The sequence below is a fragment of the Nocardia nova genome (assembly GCF_002933465.1).
Lineage (GTDB): Bacteria > Actinomycetota > Actinomycetes > Mycobacteriales > Mycobacteriaceae > Nocardia > Nocardia nova_B.
The window spans coordinates 33,511-58,025 of record NZ_PSZE01000020.1 but is presented as its reverse complement, the minus strand read 5'-3'; the positions used below and the strand labels follow the sequence as shown (position 1 = coordinate 58,025).

At 69.4% G+C, this 24,515-nt stretch carries 16 protein-coding genes; 8 read left to right on the top strand and 8 right to left on the bottom strand.

Features of this window, described 5'->3' with window-relative positions; translation table 11 throughout:
* Nucleotides 1-463: 463 nt before the first annotated feature.
* From C5E41_RS22295 to C5E41_RS22280, 4 genes are all read right to left on the bottom strand, one after another.
* Nucleotides 464-2,614 (bottom strand): ATP-dependent DNA helicase UvrD2, encoded by a 2,151-nt coding sequence (locus C5E41_RS22295; RefSeq protein ID WP_258081173.1) that lies wholly within the window; start codon nt 2,612-2,614, stop codon nt 464-466.
* A 102-nt stretch (nt 2,615-2,716) separates the two neighbouring features.
* Nucleotides 2,717-3,187 carry a MarR family winged helix-turn-helix transcriptional regulator gene (locus C5E41_RS22290; protein ID WP_104377725.1) on the bottom strand — a complete coding sequence of 157 codons (471 nt, stop codon included), beginning with the start codon at nt 3,185-3,187 and terminating at the stop codon, nt 2,717-2,719.
* Complete coding sequence (locus C5E41_RS22285) at nt 3,184-3,636, bottom strand: EVE domain-containing protein (protein ID WP_104377724.1); 453 nt, start codon at nt 3,634-3,636, stop codon at nt 3,184-3,186. Before C5E41_RS22285 ends, C5E41_RS22290 begins: the two co-directional genes overlap by 4 nt.
* A 19-nt stretch (nt 3,637-3,655) precedes the next feature.
* A complete protein-coding gene (locus C5E41_RS22280; RefSeq protein WP_104377723.1) occupies nt 3,656-4,093 on the bottom strand; it encodes an SRPBCC family protein in 438 nt (145 codons plus the stop codon).
* A 101-nt stretch (nt 4,094-4,194) separates the two neighbouring features.
* Between C5E41_RS22280 and C5E41_RS22275 the strand changes: the two genes are divergently transcribed.
* Nucleotides 4,195-4,446, top strand: a complete 252-nt coding sequence (locus C5E41_RS22275; protein WP_305781562.1) for a mycoredoxin — start codon at nt 4,195-4,197, stop codon at nt 4,444-4,446.
* 21 nt (nt 4,447-4,467) lie between these two features.
* Here the strand turns inward: C5E41_RS22275 and nudC are convergent, their stop codons facing one another.
* Both nudC and C5E41_RS22265 read right to left on the bottom strand, forming a co-directional pair.
* Nucleotides 4,468-5,394 carry an NAD(+) diphosphatase gene (gene nudC, locus C5E41_RS22270; protein ID WP_104377722.1) on the bottom strand — a complete coding sequence of 309 codons (927 nt, stop codon included), beginning with the start codon at nt 5,392-5,394 and terminating at the stop codon, nt 4,468-4,470.
* A 57-nt stretch (nt 5,395-5,451) separates the two neighbouring features.
* On the bottom strand, nt 5,452-6,510 hold the full coding sequence (locus tag C5E41_RS22265; protein ID WP_104377721.1) for a potassium channel family protein: 1,059 nt from the start codon (nt 6,508-6,510) through the stop codon (nt 5,452-5,454).
* A gap of 172 nt (nt 6,511-6,682) precedes the next feature.
* On the opposite strand from C5E41_RS22265, the gene C5E41_RS22260 reads away from it, so the two are divergent.
* On the top strand, nt 6,683-7,075 hold the full coding sequence (locus tag C5E41_RS22260) for a DoxX family protein (RefSeq protein WP_104377720.1): 393 nt from the start codon (nt 6,683-6,685) through the stop codon (nt 7,073-7,075).
* A gap of 13 nt (nt 7,076-7,088) precedes the next feature.
* On the opposite strand, the gene C5E41_RS22255 is transcribed toward C5E41_RS22260, so the two are convergent.
* The gene (locus tag C5E41_RS22255) at nt 7,089-10,808 is read right to left on the bottom strand and encodes an ATP-dependent helicase (protein WP_104377719.1); all 3,720 of its coding nucleotides are present in this window, start codon (nt 10,806-10,808) and stop codon (nt 7,089-7,091) included.
* A complete protein-coding gene (locus C5E41_RS22250; RefSeq protein ID WP_104377718.1) occupies nt 10,805-14,323 on the bottom strand; it encodes an ATP-dependent helicase in 3,519 nt (1,172 codons plus the stop codon). Before C5E41_RS22250 ends, C5E41_RS22255 begins: the two co-directional genes overlap by 4 nt.
* 385 nt (nt 14,324-14,708) lie before the next feature.
* Here C5E41_RS22250 and C5E41_RS22245 point away from each other — a divergent pair, with 385 nt between their 5' ends.
* The 6 genes from C5E41_RS22245 (at nt 14,709) to narH (ending at nt 24,494) form a co-directional block, all read left to right on the top strand.
* Nucleotides 14,709-15,461, top strand: coding sequence for an alpha/beta fold hydrolase (locus C5E41_RS22245; RefSeq protein ID WP_308706132.1), 753 nt, complete (start codon nt 14,709-14,711; stop codon nt 15,459-15,461).
* Nucleotides 15,461-15,760 (top strand): MGMT family protein, encoded by a 300-nt coding sequence (locus C5E41_RS22240; RefSeq protein ID WP_104377717.1) that lies wholly within the window; start codon nt 15,461-15,463, stop codon nt 15,758-15,760. Before C5E41_RS22245 ends, C5E41_RS22240 begins: the two co-directional genes overlap by 1 nt.
* A 91-nt stretch (nt 15,761-15,851) precedes the next feature.
* Nucleotides 15,852-16,589, top strand: a complete 738-nt coding sequence (locus C5E41_RS22235; RefSeq protein ID WP_104377716.1) for a VOC family protein — start codon at nt 15,852-15,854, stop codon at nt 16,587-16,589.
* 104 nt (nt 16,590-16,693) lie between these two features.
* A complete protein-coding gene (locus C5E41_RS22230) occupies nt 16,694-18,427 on the top strand; it encodes an NTP transferase domain-containing protein (protein ID WP_104377715.1) in 1,734 nt (577 codons plus the stop codon).
* 531 nt (nt 18,428-18,958) lie between these two features.
* A complete protein-coding gene (locus C5E41_RS22225) occupies nt 18,959-22,723 on the top strand; it encodes a nitrate reductase subunit alpha (RefSeq protein ID WP_439956464.1) in 3,765 nt (1,254 codons plus the stop codon).
* Between the two features lie 10 nt (nt 22,724-22,733).
* The gene (gene narH, locus C5E41_RS22220) at nt 22,734-24,494 is read left to right on the top strand and encodes a nitrate reductase subunit beta (protein WP_219823226.1); all 1,761 of its coding nucleotides are present in this window, start codon (nt 22,734-22,736) and stop codon (nt 24,492-24,494) included.
* Nucleotides 24,495-24,515 lie beyond the last annotated feature (21 nt).

The window sequence follows — 24,515 nt, the reverse complement described above, 5'->3', positions numbered from 1 at the left end:
TGTCGGTTACTGATCACGGTCGCTGGGTGTGCGTTGCGGAGGCGGGCTGCCTGCAGATTCGCCGTCATACGATCGGCTTCGACTGCGAAGGCGTGGGCTGCGCCGGTGTGGAAACCGACGTGTGCCGGGTGCCAACCCCACGCGGACTTGTCTGCGGCAATTGCATATGCGGGCGCTTGCGGTCGAGCACCGATAATGCTTGCGACAGACAGACCGGTCCCCTGCAAGGCGAGGACCCCCCGGGAGGCGGACACGACAGAAACCACCGGTGCCACAACGCTTCTCGAAGCGAGAGTCACGATGTTGTTCATTTTGTCTACCTCCCTCCTACTCGTTATCCGACTGATCACTGTGCGCGCCGGAATGCCCTCCCAGCGCGTGATCACCACCCTACGGGTGCGATACACAACCGCACAACCTATTTTTCACCTGCGGTTTTGGCACTCGGGCAGCGCTCGCCGAATCACCGGTTGCGCACCCGGGATCGCACGATCGCCAACAGCTCCGGGCCGAACTGCTGCGACTTCTGCTGTCCGATACCCGGAATCGCGGCGAGCGCGTCCTCGTCCATCGGCACCTGTTCCGCGATCGCGGTCAGCGTTTTGACGCTCACCACCGCGAACGGTTTGATCTGCAACTCCTCGGCCCGTTGCCGCCGCCACTCCTGCAGCGCGCCGAGCAGTTCGGTATCCACCTCGGCCGGGCAGCCCGAGCACCGTCCGAGCAGCGTGTCGGTGGAATTGAGCAGGGAACGCCCGCACACCCGGCAGACCGGCAGCCGGCGGCCGCGACCACCCCGCGCACCGGCCTGCTGGGCGACCCTCGACGCCGGAGAATCCTCCGGCACCAGCCCGGTGAGGAATCGGCTGCGCCGGCGGTTGCGGCGCCGGCCGTCGGCACGCGACAGCGCCCACGACAACCGCAGATGTTCGCGCGCGCGGGTCACGCCCACGTAGAGCAACCGCCGTTCCTCCTCCAGCGCGGCCTCGTCGCTCACCGCGCCGCCCTCGCCCAGAACGTGGGCGATGGGCAGGGTGCCGTCGGTGAGGCCGACCAGGAAGACCGCATCCCATTCCAGTCCCTTCGCCGCGTGCAGCGAGGCCAGGGTGACCCCCTGCACGGTCGGTGGGTGGCGGGCCTCGGCGCGGGCGGCCAGTTCCCGCAGTAGTCCGGCGAATTCGAGGCCGGGATCGTGGGCTGCGAGCTCCTCGGTGAGCTGTACCAGCGCCACCAGCGACGACCAGCGCTCGCGAGCCTGCGCACCGGCCGGCTCCTCCGCGGTGAGCCCGAGCCGGGCCAGGACCGCGCGCACGAGCGTCACGACCTCGGGCCCACGGGCCGCGGGCAGGTCGTCGCGGGCTCCGGCCTGCCGCAGCGCCTGCACCGCCTGCCGGACCTCGACCCGCTGGAAGAACCCCTCGCCGCCGCGGACCTGGTAGGGAATGCCCGCCTCGGTCAGCGCCTGCTCGTACACCTCGGACTGGGCGTTGATGCGATACAGCACGGCGACTTCGGCGGCCGGGACTCCCCGCCCGAGCAGACCGGCGATGCCCTTGGCGACGGCGGCGGCCTCGGCGACCTCGTCGTCGTACTCCGCGAAGGACGGTTCCGGCCCGTCGGCGCGCTGCCCGACCAGCTGCAGCCGGGTCCCCGCGATGCGTCCGCGCGCGGCGCCGATCACGCGATTGGCCAGCGACACCACCTGCGGCGTCGATCGATAGTCCCGCTCCAGCCGGACGACGGTGGCGTCGGGAAACCGGCGGGAGAAATCGAGCAGATAGGCGGGGCTGGCGCCGGTGAACGAATAGATCGTCTGATTGGCGTCGCCGACCACGGTCAGATCGTCGCGATCGCCGAGCCACGCGTCGAGCACCCGCTGCTGCAGCGGGGTCACGTCCTGGTATTCGTCGACGACGAAGCACCGGTAACGACCGCGGAATTCCTCGGCCACGGCCGGGTAGTCCTCGAGCGCGGCGGCGGTGTGCAGCAGCAGATCGTCGAAATCGAGCAGCAGGCCGTCCGGAGTGTTCTTCAACGTCTCGTAGCCGGTGTAGACGGCCGCGATCTTGTCCGCCTGATACGGGATGTCGCGGTGGTGGCGCTGGGCCGCGCCGGAGTAGTCCTCCGGCGCGATGAGCGAGGCCTTCGCCCATTCGATCTCGCTCGCCAGGTCACGCACATTCTCCGTCGCGGTCGGCAGGCCGACGCGCTGGGCGGCCTGGGCGACGAGCGCGAATTTGGAGTCGATGAGTTTCCAGGGCACGTCGCCGACGATCTGCGGCCAGAAGTACTTCAGCTGCCGCAGCGCCGCGGCGTGGAAGGTACGTGCCTGGACGGTCTGCGCGGCACTACCCAGGCCGAGCGCACGCAACCGGGACCGCAGCTCACCGGCCGCCCGGGCCGTGAAGGTCACCGCCAGCACCTGGTCGGCACGCACATGCCCGGCCGAGACCAGATGGGCGATGCGGTGGGTGATGGTCCGGGTCTTGCCGGTGCCGGCGCCCGCGATCACACACACCGGCCCACGCGGCGCCCGCACCGCGGCGGCCTGCTCGGGATCGAGCCCGTCGAGCCGCAGGCTGGTCGATGAGGTCGGGACAGGCACGCGCTCCATCATGACAGGCACCACCGACATCCGCGCCGCCGCGACGACGCCCCCGGTTGCCCGGCGCCACGGACACCCAGCCGCGGTCCCCTCGGCCGGCGCGCCCGTCGCTCAACCCCGCGCGTCCCGCAGTACCCGCAACGATGCGGCGAAGTCGGCGGTACTGGTGCGCAACGGCCCGAAGAAGTCCCGGTCACAGTCCTCCACCGCGACGATCGCGCGATTCACCAGTGCCACACCGGCTTTCGTCGGGACCAGGGATTTCGCGCGCCGATCGTGCGGATGATCCCGCCGCTCGATCAGGCCCTTCTGTTCCAGGGCGCGCAGCACCTGGGAGGTCATCATCGGGTCGGTGGCGGCATGGGCGGCGAGATCGCGCTGCGTGATCGGGGTGCCGGCATCCGAGCCGCCGAACCAGGTCAGCGCGGCCAGGAGAACGAACTGCACGTGGGTGAGATCGAACGGGGCCAGCGCCGCGCGCACCGCCGCCTGCCACCGGTTGGTCACCTGCCACAACAACAGGCCGGGACTTTCGTCGGCGCTGCCGAATTCGGTTCGCAGGGCACGGGTTTCGTCGCTCACCGAGCGGCCGCCGACATCTCGCCCGCGTCCTCCCCCAGCATGGCCCGGGAGATGACCTCGAAGTCGTGCGCGCTCAGTTCCACCACGCCGCGCCGGAGCACGATGCCCCAATTGGGGACGCTGGTGAGATCGAGGTCACCGCGCACGGTATCGATCGCGACATCGCGCGCGTCCGGCCGGTAGGTCACCGCGCGCCGCCACGGCCGGAAGCAGCCGCCCTGATCGTCCGCCTGCCACACGGGCCGATCGTCGATCGTGCCGATCGCGGTGAACGACTTCACCGCATCCCCTGCACGCATACCGGTTCTGGGCGAGTAGTAGACGAGCCCGTCACCCGGCCGCATCCGTTCGACCGCGGTTCGCTTGCCGTGATTGGCCTGCGCGATGCCGAGCGCCACCCCGCGACGCACGTGATCGCGGGAGACGACGGCCAGCCAGTACTTGCTCATGATGTCCTCCTCGAACGATTCAGCGGGTGCCCGGAACGGGCCGGCGCGCCTCGGCCGTCTCGACCAGCGCCGCGAGGTCACGATGGACGGAATCGGCCAGTCCGCCGCCCATCAGCGCCGACCACAACCGGCGCAGCGGGCCGGTCATCGAGATGGTCACCGACACCTCGGTGCCCGCAGCCGTCTCCACCACATGATGCGCGAAGATCAGCCGGGCGCCGAACAGCCGGGAGACGTCGACGAACTCCTCGCCGTTCAGCTTCTCGATCACGAACGCGACCTTCGGACCCCCCTTCGGCTTCAAGGTGCCCGTCGCCCCCTCGACGAAGGGACCGTCCAGCCGGACCCACTCGGTGTCGGCATTCCATTCCGGCCAGGTGGCCATATCGGACCAGACCGCGAAGAAGTCGGCGGGCGCGGCGGTGGATATGGCGTGAGCTGAGGCGATCTGCGTCATGGATTTAGTATGCGCGCTTACTATCTGTCCGGCAAGTCCCTCCGGCGGACATCACAGCCAGCCGTGGGAACACGGAAAACCGATTCGATGTTCAATCAGGCGTGACTGCTACTGACCTGACCATGTACTCGACGACCTGGTGTGGCTACTGCCGCCGCCTGAAGAAGCAACTCGACGAGGCGGGGATCACCTACACCGTCGTCGACATCGAACAGGATCCCGAAGCGGCCGAATTCGTCGGCAGCGTGAACGGCGGCAATCACGTGGTGCCGACCGTCAAGTATTCCGACGGGTCCACCGCGACCAACCCGAGCCTCGCCCAGGTGAAGAGCGCCCTCGCCGCGATCGGCTGACCGACGGCGAGCGCGGGCGAATCAGCCTGCCGCAGCCCAGGATTCGACGATGGTGCGGGCGATGGAAATGGAGCCCGGCAGCAGTAGTCGCTGCTGCTCGGCATTTCCGGTATCGCCGGTGACCGACCCCCACGCGCCCGCGGCCAGTGCCGTGCGCACCTCGTCGCGGGTGAACCAGTGGGCCTCGGCGATCTCGCCGTCGGAGAAGACCAGCGGCGCGTCGGGATCGGCGACCGCGGCGAACCCCAGCATGAGCGAACGCGGCAGCGGCCACGGCTGACTGCCGAGGTAGCGGATATCGCGCACCGCGACACCGACCTCCTCGAGAACCTCGCGCTCGACGCAGCGTTCCAGCGACTCCCCCGCCTCGACGAAGCCCGCCAGTAGCGAGAACATCTGCTCCGGCCAGCTCTGCTGCCGGCCGAGCAGGACCCGGTCGCCGCCGTCGTGCACCAGGCAGATGATGGCCGGATCGATGCGCGGGAATTCCTCGTGCCCGGAGGCGTTGACGCGGGACCAGCCGGCATTCGACACGGTGGTCGGGCTGCCGTCGACGGCGCTGTAGCGGGCACGGTCGTGCCAGTTCAGCAGCGCCAGCGCGGTGGACAGAATGCCGAGAATCACATCGTCGAGGTGCAGCGAGCTCCCGACCACCCGCAGATCCATCAGCCGACCTTCGAGCTCGTTGTCCCGGACCGCCCAGATGTGCGCGCCGTCGACCACGCCCAGCAGGACCGCCTCGGGCACCGGCTCGGACGCATAGTCCAGCGCCGCTTCGAGCACGAGCTGATCACCGTCGATCCGAACCTGCCCCCGCCGGTTCATCCGTACCAGTTTGGCCTCGGCCCATCCTTGCTTCAACGCCTGCTCGTCCGAGCGCAACGTCTCGGCACGATCGAGGGCGGAACGAGACAGCAGTGGAAGACCATTCAGTTCGAATACCGACACGCTTCGAGAGTATCGCGGTGGTTGGGATGTGCCCGGAGCAGGCATCCTCGGTCCGGGTTATTTGTGCACGCGGCGGATGTAGAGGAGTTTGTCGCCGGTTTCCAGGGCGTCGACCTCCGGCTCGTCGACGCGGATCAGCGTGCCCTCCCGGACCACGCCGAGCACGATATCCCGCAGATGGCGCGGCGAGCCACCGACCTCGTCGGATTCCACGTCGCGTTCGGCGATCGCGAACCCGGCCTCCGGGGTGAGCAGGTCCTCGATCATGTCGACGACGCTGGGGGTGGTGGTCGCGATACCGAGCAGCCGGCCCGCGGTCTCCGAGGAGACCACGACCGAATCCGCACCCGATTGTCGCAACAGATGGGTGTTCTCGGCCTCCCGGATCGACGCGACGATCTTGGCCTTGGCATTGAGTTCTCGCGCGGTGAGCGTGACCAGTACGGCGGTGTCGTCCCGATTCGCGGCGATGACCAGGGAGGACGCGTGCTGCGCTCCGGCCAGCCGCAGCACATCCGATTGCGTCGCCGAGCCGTGCACCGTCACCAGCCCGGCATTGGCCGCGGCCTCCAAGACGGTCGCGTCGGTGTCGACCACCACGATCTCGGCCGGTTGCACCCCGTCGCCGAGCATCGCGTCGACAGCGGTCCGGCCCTTCGTCCCGTATCCCACGACCACGGTGTGATTACGCACCTTCTGCCTCCATCGCTGAATTTTGAACGCCTGCCGTGACCGCTCGGTGAGGACCTGCAGGGTGGTGCCGACCAAGACGATCAGGAACAGCACGCGCAGCGGGGTGATGACGATCGTGTTGATCAGCCGCGCCTGCTCCGTGGTCGGGGTGATGTCGCCGTAGCCGGTGGTCGACAGCGAGACCGTCGAATAGTAGGCGGCGTCGAGGAGGGTCAGTTCCTCGCCGCGGTTGTCGTGATATCCCGCGCGGCCGAAATAGACCACCAGCGTCGCCGCCACCAGCAGCAGCACCGCGAACGCGACCCGGCGGGTCAGCGAGACCCACGGGCTGGTCCGGATTTCGGGAATGCGCAGAATGCCGACCAGCGCGTAATCGGGACGATCCGTCAAACGGCCCAGACCGCGTGAGCTGTCACCGAACACGGTATCCCCCGGATATGTCGTTGCTCACCTGTGCCACAGATCGGCAGCGTACCGGCCGGATGGCGACTCGAGGGACTGGGCACGCGAGTAGGCAGGAGCGTAGCGTCGTCACGGAGCGGCCCCACTCGCGGCGGAGAGAGCGCGGAGCCGGGGGCGGAGAAAGGAACACAGCATGAGTGACGCCGGTCGAGGCTCACAGCGGCGAGCGGTGCTGATGAGCGCCGCGCTGTTCGGCATGGGCACGCTGCATTTCGTGGTGCCCAAGTCCTTCGATTCGATCGTGCCGCCCGCCCTGCCCGGACGGGCACGCACCTACACCTACGCATCGGGTGTGGCCGAAATCGGCGTGGCGGCCGCCTTGGCGGCCCCACGCACCCGACGGCTGGGGGGCCGGCTCGCGGTGCTGTTGTTCGTCGCGGTCTTCCCGGCCAACATCCAGTTCGCCGCCGACTCGGTGCGAAATCCGAAGGCGGCCAAGGCGACCAAGTGGGCGTCGGTGCTGCGGCTGCCGTTCCAGGTGCCGATGATCACTCAGGCTTTGCGCATCAGCCGCGAAGCCGCCTGAGGCGCAACGGCTTTCACTCGGGCAGATAGTCGGAGGCGACATCGGCTTCGGACACCAGGTCCTGGTCGGGCGGGAGGTCATCGGCGAGTTCCGGGCCGTCCCGCGCCGGCGAGCCGGCGGCCGGCGCCCAGGCGGGCGCGACCTCGGCGATGAGGTCGGCCAGCTCGGCCGGCCCCGGCAGTTCGGCCGGCGCGACCGTCCGGCCGCTGCGGACGTAATGGAATGCGGCGCCGACCTTGTCCAGCACGAGCTCTTCGGCTTCCCCGGTCTGCGCGGCCATCATGCGAGCCCAGGCGACCCGGTAGACGGCCAGCTGCATCGCGACCGAGCGTTCTTCCGCGCGTGTCGGTTCCGCGCCGGTCTTCCAGTCCACGACCAGCCAGCGGCCGCCGGGTTCGCTGAACACCGCGTCCATCCGGCCACGAATGAGCGTGCCGCCGATGCTGGTCTCGAATCCCACCTCGACATCGATGGGGTTGCGGTCGGCCCACGGCGAGGCCAGGAACGCTTCCTGCAGCCGAATCAGATCGGCATCGCCCGCACCACTGTCGGCGGCGCCGGGCAGTTCGTCGAAATCGAGCAGCCCGACCGCGCCGAACCAGCGCTGTAGCCACGCGTGAAATGCGGTGCCGCGCCGGGCGAGCGGACTCGGCGGATACGGCAGCGGCCGCCGCAGCCGGGCCGCGAGCTTCGCCGGATCGGCCCGCATATCCACCAGCGCGGTGGCGGGCAGCTGCGCGGGCAACTCCACTTCGTGAATGCCCTCGGCCGTCGCGAAGTGCTCGGTGAGCAGCGCGTCGACATCGGCGGCCCAGCCTTCGGGATCCGGGTCGGGCTGGGCGGGCGCCGCGCGTTCCTCCTCGCCCGGTCCGTTGCCGCCGTTCGTACCGGAGGTCGCCGGGTCGTTCGTCAGGTCGGCGAACAGGTCCAACTGACGCGGAGATTCGAGTGCGCCCGGGTCGTCCTGGGCCCGGCGGGAGGGAACCGAGGGAACATCGCCCCGGACGGGAGCGGTATGGCCGTTCGACGTCTGCTTGCGATGATCACGACGGCCAGGCTCGGGCGGAAGGTGTGCGAGCGCGGTACGGACCAGGGCCGCCCCCGCTTCGACTGCCGGCCGCCGCACGCCGAGCGGGTCGCGAGGCCAGTCGGCCACGGCGGGATTGTCGGTGAAGGGGTTGGGTGCGTCCGGGGGTGGTGGGTCGGCCCAGACGTCGACGCGCACGCTGCCGTGTCCGGGTGACTGCGGGTGTTCGGTCCACCGTTTCAATTCGAGCAGGAAATCCGAGGGGCCCTTCGGCGTGGAGCCGGTCTCGGCCCAGTGGTGGGCCGAAACGAACAGCGCGCGTTCGGTTCTGGTGAGCGCCACGTAGAACAGGCGGCGTTCCTCATCGAGGCGGCGGCGGGCCAGCGCCTCCTTGTGCTGTTTGATCGCCCGTTCCAGATCCGTGCGGTCGTACAGGTCGGTGAGGTCGAGGACCGGAACGCCGTCGCGCACCGGCGCGGAATCTGTCGCGTCGCCGTCACTGTCGCGCTGCCGGTCACCACGCAGGGAGGTGGGGAGTTCAGCGAGCGCGCCGAGCCAGGTCGCGGCGGCGTTCCCGGAGGGAAACAAGCTCCGCGATACGTGCGGTACGGCCACGACCTCCCACTCCAGCCCCTTGGCCGCATGCACGGTGAGCACCTGGACACGGTCGTGCGCCACCTCCACTTCGCCCGGCTCCAAACCGTTTTCGACCTCTTCGGCGGCGGCCAGGAAGCTCAGCAGGCCGGGCAGGGTGGCACGGTGGTCACCGGCATAGCCCGCGACCACGTCGGCGAAGGCGTCCAGATGTTCACGCCCGGCGCCGGCGCCCGCGGCGGCGCGGCGGGTCTGGGTTTCCACCCCGACCCCGATCGTGCGTTCCACATCGGCGACCAGTTCCGGCAGCGACTGCCCGCTGCGCTCGCGCAGGGCAGCCAGCTCCCGCCCCAGGGCGACGATGCGCGCATATCCGAGTTCCGAATACCGTTGCGCCGGACCGGGATCGGCGATCGCATCCACGATGCCGGCTTGTTCGGCGGGTTCGGGCGCCACGGCCCGCAACGCCTCCGACAATCCGGCCGTATCGGTGATGGCTTCCGCGCGCCCCGGCGCCGCGACGATCGACAGCTCGCGCGCCCGCGCCGCCAACGCTTTCAGATCGCTCACGCCCAGCCGCCAGCGCGCGCCGGTGAGAATGCGCATCGCGGCGCTACCGGCCGCCGGATCGGCGATCAACCGCAGCGTGGCCACGATATCGGCCACTTCCGGAGTGGCGAGCAGACCACCGAGGCCGACGATCTCCACCGGCAGCCCCCGCGCGCGCAGCGCCTCGGCCAGCGGCGCCGCGTCGGCGTTGCGGCGCACCAGGACCGCGGAGGTCGGCGGTGGCCGTCCGGCGTCGGCACACTGCTCCCATTCCGCGGCGATCCGCTCGGCGACCCAGTTCCGTTCCTCGGCAACGGTTTCGGTGAGAGCCAGCGCGACGGTTCCGGCCGTCGCTTGCGGCCGGGGGCGCAGCGCGTCGACCGTGACGCCGCCCTCGGCGCCGCGCAGTGGTTCGGCGACCAGATTCGCCAGATCCAGCGCCTCCGGCGGATTGCGCCAGCTCGTCAGCAGCGGCAGTACCGGCGCGGCGACATTCGGCGCGGCCGGGAAATCGGTGGTGAAGCGGGGCAGATTGGCCGCCGACGCACCGCGCCAGCCGTAGATGGACTGCATCGGATCGCCGACCGCGGTCACCGCCGGGCGGCCGGCGAAATCCGTCGCCGGCACTTCGGCGCCGAGACCGACCGCGCCGCGATCACCGAACAATGCCGCGAGCAGAATGCGCTGCGCGTGCCCGGTGTCCTGGTATTCGTCCAGCAGCACCAGGCGGAACCGCTCGCGTTCCGCCGCCCCGACCTCGGCGTGGGTGGCGGCCAGCCGCGCGGCCAGCGACATCTGCGAGCCGAAATCCAATGCGCCCCGGCGCCGCAACTCCTCGCCGAGTCGCGCGACCAGGGGCAGCAGCGCCACCCGATCCTGCTGGGCTTTGACGATCGCGCGCAGCTCCTGATTCGGCCCACCGCGTTGACGAGGACCGGGCGGCAACGTCTCCACCAGCCGCTCCAGCTCCCGATGCGCCACCGCCAGCCGCTCGGGCTCCACCAGATGTTCGGCGAGCTGACCGGACAGCGCCAGCACCGCCTCGGTGACCGATACCGGCGTGCGCTCGGTATCGAGATCGCCGTCCCAGCCGGTGACCACCCGATGCGCGAGCTGCCACAACTGCGTTTCGGTGAGCAGGGTGGCCGAGGGCTCCACGGGCAGCAGCAGACCGTGTTCGGACAGCAGCCGCCCGGCGTAGGAGTGATAGGTGCTGATCTCCGGTTCGGAGCCGATCAGTGTCGCGCGCAGACGGCCGGTGCTGTCGATCTCGCGCAGCAGCGGCGATCCGGCCAGCCGCGCCAGACGGGTGCGAATACGGGCCGTCAACTGCTGCGCGGCTTTTCGGGTGAACGTCAGGCCCAGCACCGCGTCCGGGGCGACCAGCCGATTGGCGACCATCCAGACCACCCGGGCGGCCATCGTCTCGGTCTTGCCCGCGCCCGCACCGGCCACCACGAGCGTCGGGCCGAGCGGTGCGGCGATGACGGCGGACTGTTCGTCGGTGGGTGGCGGCAGGCCGAGTGCCTGCGCCAACTGCTCCGGCGTGATCGTGATCGTCATCGATCCGTCACCTGGCGGCCGGTGTCCTGCACCGGGCAACTGCCGGCCACCTGGCAGTGCCGGCAGCCGTCGTTGCGCACGGCCAGAAAGCCAGGCCCACGGGTGGCGGCCGCCGCATCGTGAATCACCTTGCGCCACTGGGCGATACCGTCGGAATCGAGTGCGGTCTGCAACCGCTCGGTGGCCCCGTCGCGACTGGGTTTGGCGACGTAGACGAGTCGGGCGCCGCCCGGTTCGACCCGGTCGCCGTCCACCTCCGCGGAAAATCCGCCCGCCCCGGCGGCCACCTGGTAGGTCGCCAGCTGCGCGTGATCCTGAGCGGCCTGTTTGGAGATCGGGGTCTTGCCGGTCTTGACGTCGACGATGACGAAGCGGCCCAGCGCATCACGCTCCACCCGGTCGACCCGGCCGCGGATCCGCACCGGCACCTCGTCCGGATCGCGGGCCGGCAGCACGCAGTCCACCGGCACCTCGACACCGACCTCGGCCAGCTCGGCGCGGGTGTTGCGCAACCAGGCGAGGAAGGTGTCGACCATGGATTCGGTGCGACGCAACTCCAGCCGGGAGTGCCAGCTGTGCGGGCCGTCGTCCCCGGAAGTGGGGTCGACGGCCTTCCACGCCTTGACCAGCGCGGCCTTCACCTGCTCCTCGGTCACCCGCCCGGCCAGCGCCTGGACCAGGGTGTGTACGAGATTCCCCTTGACGGCATGCGGGTTGTCACCGTCGCTGCCACCGTGCCGTTCCAGTGCCCAGCGCAGCGGACAGGTCTGCAACAGCTCGACTGTCGACGGCGACAGGGCGACCGGCCCGTCACCGTCGTCCCACAGCGCCAGTTCCGAACTCGGATCCGCGATGCCGTACCACTCGTCCGGATGCGCGCCGCGCACACCGGCCGCGGCCAGCCTGGCCAGCTGGGTGGCGGCCCGGTCCCGGCGGGCGGGATCGGCGCCGTCGTCACAGACCACACCGCGCAATTCGGCGATCAGCGCCTGCGCGACCAGCGCGCGCCCCGGATCGACCGGTGGCGGAATACGCCCCGGCTCCCCCGGTTCGGCCTCCGGATCGAGTTCGGCCAGGAATCGGGAGGGCACCAGATCGCGGTCGCCGGTGACGGATTCGACCGCGGTCACCAGCAGGCTGTGCCGAGCCCGGCTGCACGCCAGCAGCAGCAGCCGGCGCTCCTCGGCGAGGATCGGCGCGGCCCGGCTGACCTGTTCGCCCGGATCGGCCACGCCTCCGACGAGGTCGACCAGTTCCTCGATGCCGAGCAGGGTTCCGCGCGGCCGCAGGTTGGGCCAGATCCCCTCCTGCACTCCGGCGACGGCCACCACATCCCATTCCCGGCCGGCCGCGGCGTGCGCGCTCACGATCGCCACCGCGTCACCGGGTTCGGTCAGCGGAGCCGAATCCTGGTTGATCTCCTGCTGTTCCAGATATTCGACGAATCCCTCGACCGATGCGCCGGGCAGCCGGTCGACGTAGGCGGCAGCGGCGTCGAACAGCCCGACCGCGGCATCCAGGTCGCGATCGGCCTGCACGGCACCGGCCCCGCCGCGCTCGGACTGCGCCACCCAGCGCTTCTCCAGCCGCGACGCCGTCCACAACGCCCACAACGCATCCTCGACCCCGGCCCCGCGGCGCAGCGCCCGCCGCGCCCGGTCGACCGCCCGCAGTACCCGGACCAGCGGCGCCACCTCGACCTCGGTGAGCCGGTCGAGCAGGGAGCGATCACCGACTCCGGTGATGAGGTCGCGCAGCACGACCGCCGAAGACCGGTCGAGTTCGGAATAGGGAGCGAGGGCCTCCGGCGACTCCTCGACTGTCGACGAGCCGCGCGCCGGTGGTGCGGAATCGGCATCACCGGGCACACTCGGCCCGGATTCGCCTGTCCGCGTAGCGGATTCGGCTTCCGGCTCGCCGGCTCCCCACTCCGCGTCGCCGTGGCCACCCGGGCGCGGCTCGGCTCGGGGATACCCGCACTCGATCAGCGCGCGGCGAACGCCCCGGCGCAGGCGGCGCAGACTGATCTGATCCGCGCCGCCGAGCGGGCCCAGCAGCAGATCGAGCGCGTCGTCCTCGGAGAACATCTCCGGGCGTCCGCGTTCGACCACCAGCAGGGCGCGCAGCGACTGCAGCATCCACGCCGCACCGCGCCGCCGGGCCAGTGGGATATCCGGTTTCGGTTGCAGCACCGGCACTCCCGCGGCGGTGAGCGCGCGGCGCAGCGGCCCCAGCGACAGCGGCACCGAGCGCACGACGACCGCCATCCGCGACCACGGCACCTCCGCGGTGAGGTGGGCGCGCCGCAGGTGATCGGCGATCAGCGCCGCCTCCTTGGCCGGGGTGGTGAGTACCCGCACCAGCGCCTGCCCGTCGACGGCCGGATCGCCGAGCAGATGGGGCCCGCCGGTCCGGGCATCGAAGCGGTGCTCGGTTCGGCCCGGCATGCGGGCGGCGATCCGGGCGACCGCGTCGTGGACCGCCGGCGCGCAGCGATGATCGTCGTGCAGGATGATCCGGCGTTCGGGTGGGGCGTCGGGTTCGGTGACGAAGCGGGTGTCCGCGCCTCGGAAACTGAAGACCGCCTGATCCGGGTCGCCGGCCACGACGGTGGTCGCCGGACCCGATCCGATCGCGCGAATTAGTTGCGCGGCAAGCGGATCCACATGCTGGGCGTCGTCGACCAACAGGGTGCGGAGGCGTTCGCGCTCGGCGGCGAGCAGTTCGTCGTCCTCGATCAGCACATCCAGCGCCGCGCCGACCAGTTCGGCGGCGTCCAGAGCGGGCGCGCTGGCCTCGGGGGCTTGGACGCCGACCGACCAGCGCAACAGCATCGACTGCTCGTAGCGCTGCGCGAACGATCCGGCCGCCTCCCATTCCTCGCGTTCGTGCAGGCGCCCCAGTTCGATCAGATCCTCGGGTCCCAGATCACGCTCGGTGGCGCGCAACATCAGATCGCGCAGTTGCTCGGCGAAACCGTTGGTGCCGAGTGCGGCGTGCAGGCGCGGCGGCCACAGCACCTCGCCGCCTGCCGACATGTCGGCGAGTTCGCCGCGCACCATCTCGCGCAGGACCACGTCCTGTTCGGCGCCGGTCAGCAGCCGCGGCGGCGGATTGCCCCGAGCGGCCGCGTGCGTGCGCAGGATCGCGAAGGCATAGGAGTGCACCGTGCGCACCATCGGCTCGCGGCTGGCGCCCGGCACCCCGCCGAGTTCCGGCGCGAGGGCGGTCAATTGCCGGGTGAGGGCGTTGCGGACCCGCAGCGCGGCCTGTTTGGAGTGGGTGAGCACCAGCACCGATTCCGGGTCCGCACCCGCGACGATGCGATCGACGGCGAGATCGGTGAGCAGCGCGGTCTTCCCGGTGCCGGGACCACCCAGCACCTGCCAGGGCCGCCAGCCCGGGTCGGCACCCGACCCACCCGCGAACAGCGTTCGGACATCGGCACCCCATTCGCGTGGCCGGGGTGCGGTCTCACTGCGGCGCACCAGTCGCACCGAGCTATCCGATCGCATCACACGCGCTATTTCAACAGACACCCCCGACAGAATTGAATTCCGTGACAGCAAACGCACCCCGTACATCCGATGTGTCCGAGCTGTGATCGGTGCCACGCCCCTCCGTGCGGTATTCACACATTCGCGCCGACCTCGGTCTGCGACCGATAACGCCTGGTAGAGGGCTTGTGTGTGAGGCCGGACGGCAGTGCTTCAGGGCCGCTGCGAATATCGGACCGAAAGTCTCATCGCCACAGTCCTTCCCCGGCAGTTCACCGGCGCGGCCAGCCTCCGGCTATCCCCGCGGCCGATTCACGCGAACATTCGCTTGCGCACCAACAACTTTCCGCGTCCCGGGTGTGCACCGGTCGCACCGATGCGCCGGCGGCGGCACAATGATCGGGTGCCCGACGTCCCTATTCATCGATTCGGCCCCGCCGACGGTCCGCTCGTCCTCGCCCTGCACGGCTTGACCGGACACGGGCGGCGGTGGGGCGCGCTGGCCGACGGGCATCTGCCCGAGGTGCGCATCGTCGCTCCCGATCTGCGTGGGCACGGGCGCGCGAGTTCGCTACCGCCGTGGACCTTCGAGCAGATCGTCGACGACCTGGTTCCGCTGCTCACCGAACCGGCAGTCGTGCTGGCGCATTCGTTCGGGGCGGCGGTCGCGATCCATCTGTCCCGACACCGCCCCGACCTGGTCCGCGCGCTGGTATTGCTGGATCCCGCGATCGGTCTCGATCCGGTACTGCTGCACGACATCGCCGAAGCGGGTCTGGCCCGGCCCGACTACGCCGACATCGCCGAGGCGCGCCGCGACAAGCTCGAGACGGCCTGGGCCGATGTGGACCCCGGACTCCTCGAGGCCGAACTCGCCGAACACCTGGTCGGCACGCCCGAGGGCCGGGTGAGGTGGCGGATGAGCCTGCCCGCCGTCACCTCCTATTGGAGTCAGCTGGCGCGCGAGCTGCTCCTGCCGCCGCCGCGGATTCCGACCGTGCTGGTCCGGGCCGGCAAATCCCCGTTCGTCACCCCCGCGACCGTCGATGCGTTCGCGACGCTGCCGCACTTCACGCTGCACGAATTCGACTGCGATCACATGGTCGCGCAGGCCCGGCCCGCCGAGACCGCCGACGTCGTGCGGTCGGTGCTCTGATGCCGACCACCGACGCCGCGATCGAGCGGGTGCGCGAGCTGGTCGCGGCCATTCCGGCCGGACGAGTCGCCACCTACGGCGATATCGCGGCGGCCGCGGGACTGTCGACACCGCGGACCGTCGGCTGGATCATGCGCACCGACTCCGCCGATCTGCCCTGGCATCGGGTATTGCGCGCCGATGGCACTCCGGCGGCTCATCTGGTGCAGCGCCAGTTGCGCCGGCTGGCCGAGGAGGGCTGCCCGATCCGCGGCGACCGCGTCGACCTGGCCGCCGCCCGGCATAGATTCGACGACTGACGGCATCGCGACATCCGGCTGTCGACATCGGTGCCGACCCACGGATATCCGAATTCGCCCATTACTCCTTTTCGGCGGTTACCGTGGAGGCATGACCACCCGTCTGGCGTGCGTGGTGTTCGATGCGATCCGGCCACGGAACGTGGCGCGGTTCTGGGCGGAGTTGCTCGACTGGCAGATCACCGTGGACCGTCCGCACGCGGTCGAGGTGGCTGCTTCCGACCCGGATGCCGCTGATGTGTCGTTGATGTTCCTGCCGGCGGCCGGACCCAAGTCCGGGAAGAACCGCATTCATCTCGATGTGGTGGGTCGTTCGCTGGATCATCAACGCGTGCAGGTGGATCGGGCGCTGACGCTGGGTGCGCGGCCGATCGACATCGGACAGGGCGCGGTGCCCTGGACGGTGCTCGCGGATCCCGAGGGCAACGAATTCTGTGTCCTCGAACCGCGCGAGGAATATGTGGATACCGGCGCGGTCGCCGCGATCGTCGTCGACACTCCGCATCCCACCCGGCTGGCCCGATTCTGGGAGACCGCGGCGGGCTGGCCGCTGACCCATGACGAATCCCGCATGTCCGGCATCCGCTCGGCCACCGGCCAGGGGCCGTGGCTGGAATTCCTGCGCACCCAGATCGCGGCCCGCGAAAGCGATCGCGTCCACCTCGATGTCGTCACCTACTCCACTGGCGATCCCGCCGACGAGGTCGCCCGGCTCACCGCCGCCGGTGCCGTCCCCTGCCAGGGCGCCGCCGTGCATCCGCCGGCCCAGGCGATGCTGACCGATCCGGAGACGAACCGCTTCCGGTTGCTGCGTGCGCCCTGCGATTGACGCGGCTGCGCGGTAGACGGCGGGCCTGCGCCCGTCCGCGCCGTTCGCCGTCCGATGTGGGCGGATTACCATCGGTCCATGATCAACCTCCCGGGTGAGCCGCTGTGACGACTGTCGACGCGATCGTGCTGGCCGGCGGGCGGGCGACCCGAATGGGCGGGGTGGACAAACCCGCGATCGCGGTCGGCGGGCGGGCGATGCTCACCGTGGCACTGGACGCGGTCGCCGACTGCGTGCGCACGGTGGTGGTCGGCCCGCACCGGCCCGAACTGGCGCCCGAGATCCGGCAGGTGCAGGAGGTGCCGGCCGGAGCGGGCCCGGTCGCGGCCGTCGCCTGCGCGGTGCGCGCCCTCGAGGAATGTGATTTCCCGGCCGATCTGATCGTGGTCCTGGCCGCCGACCTGCCGTTCGTCACCGCCGCCGCGATCGGCGAATTGATCGGGCACGCAACGGCTTCCGATGCCGACGCGGTGTTCGCGACCGACGAATCCGGCCGTCCGCAATATTTGGTCGGGGTGTGGCGGCGAGCGGCGCTGCTCTCGGCACTGCGGCAGCTGGATTCGGTGACCAATCAGCCGATGAAGGTGCTGGTTCCGGTCGACACCCTGATGGTGCCGCTGTCCGGTATCGCCGATTGCGACACCGCGGAACAGGTGCGCGCGGCCCAGGCCGCCGCACCGGCGTGGTCCTTGGCGCGGGCGCGCGACATTCTGCGCACCGGCATCACTCGGCTGCCGGTGCACGAGGCCCGGCCGGCGGCGGTGCGGGGCGCGGCGCTGGCGGCCCCGCTGCGCGCTGCCTCGGCGCTGCCGCGCTTCGATGTGTCGGCGATGGACGGCTACGCGGTATCCGGCGCGGAACCGTGGCGGCTGCGTCACGACATCGGCTTCGCCGGCGGCGAGCGACCGGTGGGCCTGCTCGCCGGTGAGGCGGTCCGCATCGCCACCGGCGCCCATGTCCCGGAGGGCACCGATGCCGTGGTGCGCGACGAATTCGTCCGGCTCGACGACGGCCTGCTGCGGCGACTGCCCGAAGCGCCGATCCGCGACGATGTGCGCCACCGCGGCGAGGATTGGCACAGCGGCGATATCGTCGCCGCCGAGGGCACGCGCGTCGACGCGGCACTGATATCCGTGGCGACCGCCGCCGAAGTAGTGACCGCCCAGGTCCGCGGGCCGGTGCGGGCACGGATCGTCATGACCGGCGACGAGATTCGCAGCGAAGGTCCGCTGCGCAGCGGCCAGACCCGCGATTCGGTCAGCCCCGTCTTTCCGGAGTTGTTGTCCTGGCACGGAATCGAATCGTCGGACCGGGTGCATCTGCGCGATACGCCCAACGGCTTCGACGATGTGCTCTCCGATACGACCGATGACCATCTTCTGGTCGTGGTCGGTGCGACCGGCGGCGGCGCGGCCGACCAGCTGCGCGGCGCACTGGACCGGGCCGGTGCGCGAATCCTGGTACACCGCTTGCGGATGCGACCGGGGGGATCGACCGTGGTCGCCGAGATGCCCGCAGGACCTGTGGTTCTCGGTCTGCCCGGCAATCCGTACGCGGCGGTGGCGACGCTGTGGGCGCTCGCCCCGGCCATCGTCTCCGGCCTCACCGGGCGCACACCGGCGCGGGTGCGCACCGGACCTCTCCTGAACGCGGGACAGGTCTCCGGCCCGGTGCCACGGGTCCTGCCGGCGCGGGCCGCCGACGAGGGCGGCTGGGTCGCCGACGGGCATATCCGCACCGCCCACCTGGCCGGCCTGCTCGATCGTGACGCACTGGTCGTCGTCCCCGCCGGCGCCACCGACGGCGACCTGGTCGAATATCTGCCGCTGCCGGGCTGAGGTGAGACGCGCGACAACTACCGCGTCGATCCCGCCGGCACGCCGGTGGTTCCGGGTTATGCCGGATAATCGGTGGCCGGCCCGACAGTGCCGTCCCCTGTTGCCTGGATCGCGGGGCAGCCTTGGCCTTCCCGCCGGTGGCGGCATCGCTGCGGCTATCCCCATCCAGTAGCGGTAATCGCCGTCACTTTTACTTGCGCGCCGCTATCCTTTCGACTCGATTCGACGCCGCGAAGATGTGTTAACAAATGTAAAACGCCCGCGAAGCGCCGGTTTCCAAAGCATCACCGAAGGCGTGGACAGTGGCTCTCCGCCGGGGTGCGGACGCCGTGAGAAGCGGTATCGCCGCAGGTCGGACCCGAATCACCCCGCGCAATCGGCAATTGCCCAGTGACCGGGACGTTTCCCCCGCCTCACAGCTCACCGGTGACCCGCGCGCGGTGTGAGCGGATTGTTTTGCCGCCCCCGCGAGCGTCCTTACTCTCGGTCTGGTCAGCCCGGTTCATTTGTCTCGATGGGGGCGTTGTGGTCATTTCGCACAAGAAGGGTTCGGCCCCCTCGTCAGAGTCGAACGGCATACCCGAGTCGGCGGCCGACGCGCTGCTGAAGGTCGGACGTTACTTCCAGCGCGGGGAGGTGTCGGGTGACCTTCGCACAGTGCACAAGGTCGGCGGGCGCGAGGCCGACGAGTTCTACCGCGACCGCTGGGCCCACGACAAGGTGGTCCGTTCCACCCACGGCGTCAACTGCACCGGCTCCTGCTCCTGGAAGATCTACGTCTCCGACGGCGTGATCACCTGGGAGTCGCAGCAGACCGACTATCCGTCGGTCGGCGCCGACAAACCGGAATACGAACCCCGCGGCTGCCCGCGTGGCGCCTCGTTCTCCTGGTACACGTATTCGCCTGCGCGCGTGCGGTATCCGTATGTGCGCGGGGTGCTGCTGGAAATGTATCGCGAGGCGAAGTCCCGGTTGAAGGATCCCGTACTGGCCTGGGAATCCATCGTCGAGGACCCCGAGCGGGCGATGACGTACAAGGCCGCGCGCGGCAGGGGCGGATTCGTGCGGGCGGAATGGTGGGAAGCCGCCGAAATCGCCGCCGCGGCACACGTTTACACGATCAAGCAGTACGGGCCGGACCGGATCGCGGGCTTCTCGCCGATCCCCGCGATGTCGATGGTGTCGCACGCGGTCGGCGCCCGCTTCATCTCCCTGCTCGGCGGATCGATGCTGTCGTTCTACGACTGGTACGCCGACCTGCCCGTCGCCTCGCCCCAGGTGTTCGGCGACCAGACCGACGTCCCGGAGTCCGCGGACTGGTTCGACGCCGGCTATCTGATCATGTGGGGTTCGAACGTCCCGGTCACCCGCACCCCGGACGCGCACTACATGACCGAGGCCCGCTACCGCGGTCAGAAGGTGGTGGTGGTCTCCCCCGACTACGCCGACAACACGAAATTCGCCGACGAATGGCTGCCGGCTCGTCCGGGCACCGACGCCGCCCTGGCGATGGCGATGGGTCATGTGGTGCTACGCGAATTCTTCGCCGACCGGTCCACCGCCCGGTTCGACGACTACATCAAGCGCTACACCGACCTCCCGTTCCTGATCACGCTGGACGAACGCGACGGCGGCTGGAGCGGCGAGGGCGAATACCGCGGCCACACCTGGCTGCCCGGAAAATTCCTCACCGCCGCCGACCTCGCCGCAGCCGGCGTCGCCGGCTTCGACGTGGAGGACGCCGAGCACAAAACCGTGCTCCTGGACGCCGGCGGACATCCCCTCGTACCGAACGGAACCCTCGGCGACCGATTCTCCGAATCCGGCGCCGGGCGTTGGAATCTGGACCTCGGCGGCGTCGATCCGCTGCTGACTCTGTACGGCCACAGCGACGATGCTGCGGCCGTACAGTTCCCCCGCTTCGACGGCGAGACCGGCGTCGTCACCCGTTCGGTGCCGACCACCGTCGTGGCCGGACGTCGCGTCACCACCGTCTTCGACCTGCTGCTCGCGCAGTACGGTGTCGGGCGCCCGGATCTGCCGGGCGACTGGCCCACCGGCTACGACGACCCGAGCGCCCCCTACACTCCCGCATGGCAGGAGTCGATCACGGGAGTGCCTGCCGCACAAGCGATTCGCATCGCCCGCGAATTCGCCGACAATGCCGATCGCTCCGGCGGCCGGTCGATGATCCTGATGGGTGCCGGAACCAACCACTGGTTCCACTCCGATCAGATCTATCGCGCCTTCTTCACGCTCACGCTGCTCACCGGCTGCCAGGGCGTCAACGGCGGCGGTTGGGCGCATTACGTGGGCCAGGAGAAGTGCCGCCCGGTCACCGGCTGGTCCACCCTGGCGTTCGGCCTGGACTGGCAGCGGCCACCGCGGCAGATGCAGGGCACGGTGTTCTGGTATCTGACCAACGACCAGTGGCGCTACGACCCCTTCACCTCCGAATCCTTCGCTTCCCCACTGGGTTCCGGCGCTTTCGCCGGGCGCACGGCCGCCGACAATATCGCGCTGGCGTCGCGGCTCGGCTGGATGCCGACGTATCCCACGTTCGATCGCAATCCGCTGGACCTGGTCGCTGCCGCCGAGGCCGCAGGGCAGACGCCGCAGGACTATGTGGTCGACAACCTGAAATCCGGTGATCTCGAGTTCGCCTGTGAGGATCCCGACGCACCGCGGAACTTTCCGCGCGTACTCACCGTGTGGCGGGCCAATCTGCTCGGCTCCTCGGGTAAGGGCAACGAGTACTTCCACCGGCATCTGCTCGGTGCGGATTCCAATCTGCAGGCCGACGATTCGGCCGGGGTGCCCCCACAGGAGGTCCGCCGACCGGAACAGGCTCCGACCGGAAAACTGGATCTGCTGGTGTCGCTGGATTTCCGGATGACGTCGACGACACTGTTCTCCGATATCGTCTTCCCCGCCGCCACCTGGTACGAGAAACACGATCTGTCCTCGACGGATATGCATCCGTTCGTGCACGCCTTCTCCCCCGCGATCTCACCGCCGTGGGAGGCGAAAACCGACTTCGAGGCCTTCCACCGCATCGCGCGTGGCTTCTCCTGGCTGGCCGAGAAACATCTCGGCGTCCGCAAGGATCTGGTCGCCGTCCCGTTGCAGCACGATTCGGCCGACGCCCTGGCACAGGCGCGCGGGCGGGTGCTGGACTGGAAAGCCGGTGAATGCGAACCGATTCCGGGGAAGACCATGCCGAAGCTGGTGGTGGTGGAACGCGACTACCCGAAGCTGGCGGAGAAGATGGCGGCCCTGGGCCCGCTGATCGAGACGCTCGGGGTCACCACCAAGGGCGTCACCACCGTTCCCGGCGCCGAGGTCGAGTACCTGCGCGGAGTCAACGGCACCGTTGTCTCCGGCGCCGCGCGGGGCCGCCCGTCGCTGGCCAAGGATGTGCACGCCGCGGAGGCCATTCTGGCGTTGTCCGGCACCACCAACGGCCGGTTGGCGGTGGAGGGTTTCCATGCGCTGGAGCGCCGCACCGGCACCCGGCTGGCGGATCTGGCGGCCGAGCACGAGGGCAAGCGGATCACCTTCGCCGATACGCAGGCGCGGCCGGTGCCGGTGATCACGTCACCGGAATGGTCCGGATCCGAAACCGGCGGCCGGCGGTACTCACCGTTCACCATCAACACCGAACGGCTCAAGCCCTGGCACACGCTCACCGGACGCCAGCACTTCTACCTCGACCACGACTGGATGATTGAACTGGGCGAACAACTTCCGATCTTCCGGCCGCCGCTCGACATGTCGGCTCTGTTCCGCGAACCCGATGTGGGCGCGGTCGGTGAACGGGGCGTCACCGTTCGCTATCTCACCCCGCATTCGAAGTGGTCCATCCATTCCGCGTATCAGGACAACCTGCACATGCTCACCCTTTCCCGGGGCGGGCAGGCGATCTGGATGTCCGATCGCGACGCGGCGAAAATCGGTGTGGCAGACAATGATTGGATCGAGGCGGTGAACCGCAACGGTGTCGTGGTCGCGCGGGCGATCGTCAGCCACCGTATGCCCGAGGGCACCGTCTTCATGTATCACGCTCAGGACCGCGCGGTCGACGTGCCGCGCATCGAAGGCGGCCCGGAACTTCGGGCCGGCAAGGGCAAACGCGGCGGCATCCACAATGCGCTGACCCGGATCATGATCAAGCCCACGCATCTGATCGGGGGGTACGCCCAGCAGTCGTTCGCCCTGAACTACCACGGGCCCACCGGAAATCAGCGTGACGAGGTCACCACGATCCGGAGACGCTCACAGGAAGTGGAGTACTGATATGCGTGTCATGGCACAGCTGGCGATGGTGATGAACCTGGACAAATGCATCGGCTGTCACACCTGCAGCGTCACCTGCAAACAGGCCTGGACCAACCGGGGCGGCACCGAGTACGTCTGGTTCAACAACGTGGAAACCCGTCCGGGACAGGGATATCCGCGGCAGTACCAGGATCAGGAGAAGTGGAAGGGCGGCTGGACGCTGGACCGCCGCGGCCGCCTCACCCTGAAGTCCGGTTCGCGCATGAAGCGGCTGCTCAACATCTTCGCCAATCCGGATCTGCCGACGGTGTCGGACTACTACGACCCCTGGAGCTACGACTACGACAATCTGCTGTCCGCACCGGCCATGGACACCACGCCGGTGGCGCGGCCGAAATCGCTGATCACCGGCGAGGATACGAAGGTCACCTGGGGCGCGAACTGGGACGACGACCTCGGCTCCGGACCCGATCAGGTCGGCCGGGACCCGTTGCTGGCGCGGCTGTCGGAGCAGGTCAAACTCGAATTCGAGCAGACCTTCATGTTCTATCTGCCGCGCATCTGCGAGCACTGCCTCAACCCGTCCTGCGGCGCCTCCTGCCCCTCGGGTGCGATCTACAAGCGCGCCGAGGACGGCATCGTGCTGGTCGACCAGGATAAATGCCGCGGCTGGCGGCAGTGCGTCACCGGCTGCCCGTACAAGAAGATCTACTTCAACCACAAGACCGGCAAGGCCGAGAAATGCACGTTCTGCTACCCGCGCGTGGAGGTCGGTATTCCGACCGTCTGCTCGGAGACGTGCGTGGGGCGACTGCGCTACATCGGCGTGATGCTCTACGACGCCGACGCGGTCCTCGAGGCGGCGTCGGTCACCGATCCGGAGCAGTTGTATCCGTCGCAGCTGGGCGTCTTCCTCAACCCGCACGATCCGCGCGTGATCACCGAGGCCGAACGCGCCGGGATCTCTCCGGAATGGATTGCCGCGGCGCAGGATTCGCCGGTGTACCAGCTGATCGTCGACTACAAGATCGCGCTGCCACTGCATCCGGAATACCGGACCATGCCGATGGTCTGGTACGTGCCCCCGCTGTCGCCGGTGGTGGATGTGCTGGCCGAGACCGGGCACGACGGTGAGAATGCCGGAAATCTGTTCGGCGCCATCGATTCACTGCGGATCCCGGTGGAATACCTCGCCGAACTGTTCACCGCCGGGGATATCGGACCGGTGCGCGCGGCGCTGCAGCGGCTGGCCGGGATGCGGTCGTTCATGCGCTCGATCAACCTCGGTCAGGAACCCGATCTGACGATCCCGGGCACCGTGGGCCTGGAACCGGAGGAGATCGAGGCGATGTACCGGCTGCTGGCCATCGCCAAATACGAACACCGGTACGTGATTCCGTCGGGCGCGACATCTCGGGCGCACGAATTGGATTCGCTGGCGACCGGCTGCAGCCTGGACGGCGACGGCGGGCCCGGGATGACGGCGTTCGATGTGACCTCGGAGAAGTTCGCACTCGTCGACGCCAATGCCGCTGCGCCGGAGCAGAAGTCGGCGCGGATCAATCTGCTGAACTGGGACGGCGGGTCGACCGAGGGGCTGGTGCCGGAACGCAATGGCAGTGGCAACGGCAACGGCAACGGCAACGGCAACGGCAGTGACAATGGCAGTGACAGTGACAGAGGCAAAGGCGCCGCGCACAAGAGTCCGGAAGCGAACGGGAACACGGGCGATTCCGGACACGGAGTAGCCGACGACACGCTGCCCGAGCCGACCGGGGCGACCCGATGAGGCCGTCTCGCTGCCCCCTGC